Here is a 5,570-nt window from a genome sequence, read left to right as displayed (position 1 = left end):
AGGGACATCCCATAAAGGATGAAGCGAGGATTGCGAGCGTAATCACCTAGGCTCCACCAAATGTATAAATCGTACACGATCCAATGGGCGAACAGTCCGGGAATCGTACCTTCACTCACATTGGAATGTCCTATAGCGAGTGGGTTCAGTTAAATTTTTCGAGTTACCTTTTCGTTTTGATTTATATCATTGTAATGGATGGTGGTGAAGAATGAAAATACGATCCCTGCCCACCATTCATATACAAAACAGCTACAATGTATCAATATTTAGTTAAGTTAATTTCAGGATGTTTCTGCTGAATTTCGTTCATTTTATTATCGGTGATTCCCTTTAAATGTTTATCAAAGAAGCTAAGTGACATTTCGTTAATCAATTGGAAAATCGCGGGTACATCTGCTCCAGGTTCATTAATGATCGACGAAACGGCTGCTAAGTCAGTGAAACTGCCATGATTCGTTTTAGGAATTATCGCGGTATACACGCCAGGTTTTTCAATGGTTTTATTTCTCAAGTAGGCCTCCACAAACAACTCATCCCGATTTCCTGGTTCCCGGCCGTTTGCCTCCTTCATTAGCCTAATCGAAGCCTCGGCATTCATCAGCATAAATGGCTTTCCAGGACCATCTTTCGGCATAGGGTCACCATACAATCCGCCATCCATATCAATGGCAGCTTTGATTCTATCATCCTTTACCAACATTTGAGCTGAAGTGGCACCACCAAAAGAATGACCTAACATACCAATATGGTCATAGTCTATTAACTTAGCGATCGGCTTAAATTTATCGTCAAAATCAGCTTCGGTTATTTCATCTAGCACAAATGCGGCATCCTGCTCCCAAAGTCTAATCCGATTGTTTAGAAAAGTGATTGTATTTTCAATAGGTGTAAAATCAACCTGATCTCCATCCGGGAAAACGGTTGTTGCCGCATCGCCGGTAAAGTTAAGAGCAACGATTACGTAACCGTGACTCGCCAACTCCTCCAACTGAAAGGTGTTTTGTTGACTGTATAGGCTCATACCATGTGCAAACAATAACAGGGGGAATTTCTTTGTTGCTTGTAAGGGTGTGACGTCTGTAAACGAATGTGTTTCGGTCAATCTCAAATGAGTGGTTGCGATATAAGGGAATCCCTGTGTAGATGATATTTGTTTAGTTAATGCATCAATATTCTTATGATAAGGAGCAGGAGAGCCTGCCCCTTTTTCGGCGGGATAATAAACCTGTAACATCAATTCACGAAATACTTGACTATTTGGAACAACAAATTCTTTTCGATTCTGATCAACAAGATGAAAGGCTTGCGTACCTACCGCATATTCTCCCGTAGGCCTTGGAAATGTGAGCAGGGGAAAAATCGTCGGTAAAGCAATCATGGCAGCAGCCGCGGCAACAATACCTGTCCCTTTTACAATTCTCACTCCTCTTTTTTTTGATACATTCGTGTTGCGTGGTTTGATACAAACCTGCAGGGTCAAAAGCACTGTTACGATATAAGCGGGTATCAAGCGCCAGTTGACCCCGATTGCAAGGATAGTTGCCAATAAGGCTATATATGTAACCGATAAAATGATGACATTATTCTTGGTAACACCACGCTGCTTAAAAAGCAGTAAGATGCTTGATACGATCAGTATAGCTACAAAAATAATCTCTACGTTTCTCATCATAGAACCTCCATTTCATATACATACATTTGAATGTATGTGGGTAAAATTTTTTACATTCATTTGAATGTAAAATGGCAAAATAATAAACTACATTGAGTAGTTTATTGTTCCTGTACGTTATCATACAACTCCAGAAAAACATTTTTCAATTCTTCATTGACTATTGGCATGCCAATTCTTTCAAACATTAGGGCGATATGCTCAATTTTCTGAACAAATTCCTCGCGGCTGACGTGAAAGATTCCTGGATTCATCCAGATATCAAAAAGCATTGTAAAAATTTCTGCTGTTTGCTTTGGATACGCAACTTGGATCGAACCGTCTTTATTACCTTCTTCAATGACTTTGTGAATGCCTGGCGCAACAACTCTCATACCTTCTGTAATCCGACTAAACACAAACTCAGCTGAAATCATTTCGCGAGAAATGGTCGAATGGTCACCGTTTTTTATACTTTGCAGAATCGAATACGAGATACCTTGTCTTAAACGATCTAAGGCATTTAAGTTTTCTAAATCATCAATATGAGTAAAAACGTCTTGCTGGATCATCATCTCTTTGGTAACGGACTGAATGATGTCTGAGATTGATTTGAAATGATGATAGAAAGCACCTCGAGTAATGTCTCCTACATCATCTACAATATCCTGAATCGTTACATTGTTCCAACCTTTAAGCGTAAATAGTCTAACTGCAGATTCCATAATTCTTTTTCGTGTAATTTCCGGAAATTTATTTCTGGCCATTTTATTTCTCCTACACATACATTCAAATGTATCTAAATGATAAGGGAAGCCATCAGGTATGTCAACTTGGGCCTAATAGGAGGCCGTCACTCAGCTCGGAGGAGCTTTTTCTTTATGATCAACTTTCAATTGTGCAATGATAAAGAAGAAGATATCGTCCAATCGGATAAACCCATGAATGAATAAGATCTTACAGGGCTGACTTTTTACTTAATATCTGAATTTATTAAAGGGAGAGTATGTATGATTCGAAAATATTCGACTGGACCGCTAAATAATCTAACGGAGAAAGACAAGATTGTATCTAAAGATATTGCTGTGAACTCGATAAACCAGCATCAACATAAAAATGCTAGAGTAAGAATCAAAGTGTTTGCATTAAACGGAAAGAAGAAATTGATTCATAATGTTGTATTTACTGTGAAACCGAATGCATCCACATTCAATAGCTTTTTTGTGGGAAATACGAAGCAGTATGAAGTTCAATTTATTACAAATCAATCGAAAGTTCAATTTGCATCGTTTGGGATTAGTCCGAAAGATCGTTATGTTGCCGCACATCGAGTAATTAACAGTGAATTAACAAGAATCGTATGAGGATGACTTCTCTAATTTCTATCGATCTAGGTGCTTTCTTGAAAAGATGTGTTCGCTAAGCCAGTTATTGTTCTTGGCTCAATTTAAACGCCTAAGTGGGGTTTCCAATCTTAGGCGTTGTTCTTTATGTCGGAAGCATTTTTTCATCCCTTCAGATAAATTTCAAATTCAGCAGTTTACGCATTCCACTGAAAAGGGGGAGAGAATCGTTTCACTTTTCTCGTACTTCATTCAGATGAATAGTCGCGGTTTTCGGACATGGACTGAAAAGTAATTAGGAAATCCGGTCTAGCAAGATGAATACATATTAAGGATTTCGAATAAAGAGTCAATCCACCTGACATGGTGGATTTTTGGTTTTTATCAGAGCACGTTTGTCATCCCAAACATATTATTTATAGACGAATGTCATCAGATGAGGCTTTAAGCAGTACTATTCTGCATGAAATCGGAGTTGAAAAAATGGATAGAAAAAAAACAAAATTGACCGCGAAAATCATACTGCCACCGGATGCACGGTATGATGAGAAGCGCAGGAACGCAGACAAAGCTATTCGAACGGCCAAATATTGGGGTTATCCAGTTCGAATGAGGAATTCAGGGATTTACCGAGGCAAAGGAGTGCCTAAAAAATACAACAAAGTTTTTTTCAATAATGAGAAGCATCCCAAGAAGACAGTATATCAAGACGATCACAGCATACTTAATCATCCGATTGGGCCGAGTGCCAACCGATTAATTGGTCAAGGCACAAAAGTTCATGCCAAAGGGAGTATTACTGATGTTCCGGGTATCCTAGTGGGGCACGCAGAGGATAGAAGCGGTCGTACTGGTTGCACGGTTATTTTGTACCCTGAAGGTGCGTTCCCGGCGTGGATGTCAGAGGCGGTTATCCGGGTACGGAACAGACAGATGCTATTAAACCCGGAACTTCAACGGATCTTATACAGGGGGTTCTTCTTACGGGCGGCAGCAATTTCGGTCTTGCGGCAACAGCAGGTGTCGTGAACTGGCTTGCAGAGCATGGGTATGGTACCCAGACAGATGTTGGATCGCTCCCTACTGTGCCTGCGGCTGTTTTTTTGACCTTTATTATGCGAAAGGCTCCCGCAGGCCTGACGCACAGTTGGGCTACAAGGCAGCACAAGCTGCGAAGTCCGGTGCCGTGGCGCAAGGCAGTGTTGGTGCTGGAGCGGGTGCACGGTAGGGAAAATCTATGGTTCGCCGATGAAGGGCGGAGTTGGAACCGCCTCTTGGCAAATCCCGGGCGGTCCTATAGTAGCCGCTATTGTCGTCGTCAATGCCCTTGGAGATATTTGGGATGATGATCATATCATAGCCGGGGCGCTCGAGCCTGATGGTAAATTTGTTAACCAAACTAGGGCAATTCTTGAAGGAATACCACCAATGCCGATCTCGACCCGGAGCAGAAGCACAACCATCGCTGTCATCGCAACCACTGCAAAGCTAGACAAAGCCGAGGCAGGGAGGGTAGCGACACTCGCCCATGACGGAATGGCGCGGGCGATTTCCCCGGTGCATATTCAAGGTGACGGGGACACTGTATTCTGCATCGCTACTGGAACCGATACTAGCGGGCTTATTGGTAATGCTGCCGTGACCGCAGTCGGCACCGTCGCAGCGGTGGTGCTTGGGCAGGCCATCGTCAGAGGAGTAAAGGCAGCCCAAGCAGAAATTAAACATCAACAAAGTAAGAAGTGAAATGAGGTTTCGATCACTTCCAAACTGTTCGTTCAAATAGCAAAAATGGGCTGAGGACAAGATCCTCAACCCATTTTGTCAAGTTAACTACTTATCCTGATTAAGTTGAGCTCGCAACACGTCTTGGCCAGTTGCAATGGCACCGTCCCTAAGGGCAGTTACGATTCTCCCAAAAACAATATCAACGGGTTGGTTTTCATCATTTACTGCATCGAGAAGATGTTTGCCGATGTTGTTAGCGCCGCTTTTTAAAGTAGAATCAAGGAAACTCTTGAAAAATTCTTTGTGTTTATCAGACATGTATCTCACCCCCTTCCGATAATACGGGTATCCCCCTGAGGTATAGTCTGATGGGAATTCGACTTACTGCTAGCGTCGACCAACTAACATCAGGAGTGGTTTAGAAGGAGAGATATTTCTCTTCTTTTTCTAAGGCCATTTCTTACACCAGTTATTTGGCTTTTTCTTTCGCGCGTCTTTTTGCACGATCCTTCGCACGATCCTTTGCACGATCCTTCGCACGATCCTTTGCACGATCCTTCGCACGTTCTTTCGCACGTTCTTTCGCACGTTCTTTCGCACGATCCTTCGCACGATCCTTCGCACGATCCTTCGCACGATCCTTCGCACGTTCTTTCGCACGTTCTTTCGCACGTTCTTTCACGCGTTCTTTCACACGTTTTTTCACACGTTCTTTCACACGTTTTTTCACACGTTCCTTCGCACGTTTTTTCGCACGATCCTCCGCACGTTCTTTCGCACGATCCTTCGCTCGTTCTTTCGCACGATCCTCCGCACGATCCTCCGCGCGTTCTTCCACATGCTCATTC

Annotated in this window: 6 protein-coding genes and 1 pseudogene; 3 read left to right on the top strand and 4 right to left on the bottom strand. The window is 42.5% G+C overall.

What is annotated here, in order from left to right; genetic code table 11:
- Positions 1–262: 262 nt before the first annotated feature.
- Together AZ66_RS26135 and AZ66_RS26130 are read right to left on the bottom strand one after the other, a co-directional pair.
- The gene (locus AZ66_RS26135; RefSeq protein WP_231587062.1) at positions 263–1,675 is read right to left on the bottom strand and encodes an alpha/beta hydrolase family protein; all 1,413 of its coding nucleotides are present in this window, start codon (positions 1,673–1,675) and stop codon (positions 263–265) included.
- A 101-nt stretch (positions 1,676–1,776) separates the two neighbouring features.
- Positions 1,777–2,421, bottom strand: coding sequence for a TetR/AcrR family transcriptional regulator (locus AZ66_RS26130; protein WP_044357546.1), 645 nt, complete (start codon positions 2,419–2,421; stop codon positions 1,777–1,779).
- A 243-nt stretch (positions 2,422–2,664) separates the two neighbouring features.
- Between AZ66_RS26130 and AZ66_RS26125 the strand changes: the two genes are divergently transcribed.
- The 3 genes and pseudogenes from AZ66_RS26125 to AZ66_RS32155 all read left to right on the top strand — a co-directional run bounded on the left by AZ66_RS26125 (position 2,665) and on the right by AZ66_RS32155 (position 4,740).
- Positions 2,665–3,018, top strand: a complete 354-nt coding sequence (locus AZ66_RS26125; protein ID WP_052648887.1) for a hypothetical protein — start codon at positions 2,665–2,667, stop codon at positions 3,016–3,018.
- Between the two features lie 342 nt (positions 3,019–3,360).
- A pseudogene (locus tag AZ66_RS33135) lies at positions 3,361–4,343 on the top strand (P1 family peptidase).
- Positions 4,246–4,740 (top strand): P1 family peptidase, encoded by a 495-nt coding sequence (locus AZ66_RS32155; protein ID WP_197081774.1) that lies wholly within the window; start codon positions 4,246–4,248, stop codon positions 4,738–4,740. The pseudogene AZ66_RS33135 and the gene AZ66_RS32155 overlap by 98 nt, the downstream one beginning before the upstream one ends.
- Positions 4,741–4,827: 87 nt before the next feature.
- Here AZ66_RS32155 and AZ66_RS26115 read toward each other — a convergent pair whose 3' ends face one another.
- Together AZ66_RS26115 and AZ66_RS32150 are read right to left on the bottom strand one after the other, a co-directional pair.
- A complete protein-coding gene (locus tag AZ66_RS26115; protein ID WP_021259718.1) occupies positions 4,828–5,040 on the bottom strand; it encodes a hypothetical protein in 213 nt (70 codons plus the stop codon).
- 151 nt (positions 5,041–5,191) lie between these two features.
- The coding region (locus AZ66_RS32150; protein WP_044357545.1) for a hypothetical protein at positions 5,192–5,570 on the bottom strand (379 nt) is incomplete at its 5' end.

It is taken from the genome of Paenibacillus sp. E194 (genome assembly GCF_000935845.1).
Classification (GTDB): domain Bacteria; phylum Bacillota; class Bacilli; order Paenibacillales; family Paenibacillaceae; genus Paenibacillus_B; species Paenibacillus_B alvei_B.
This window is presented reverse-complemented; position numbering and strand designations above follow the sequence as displayed.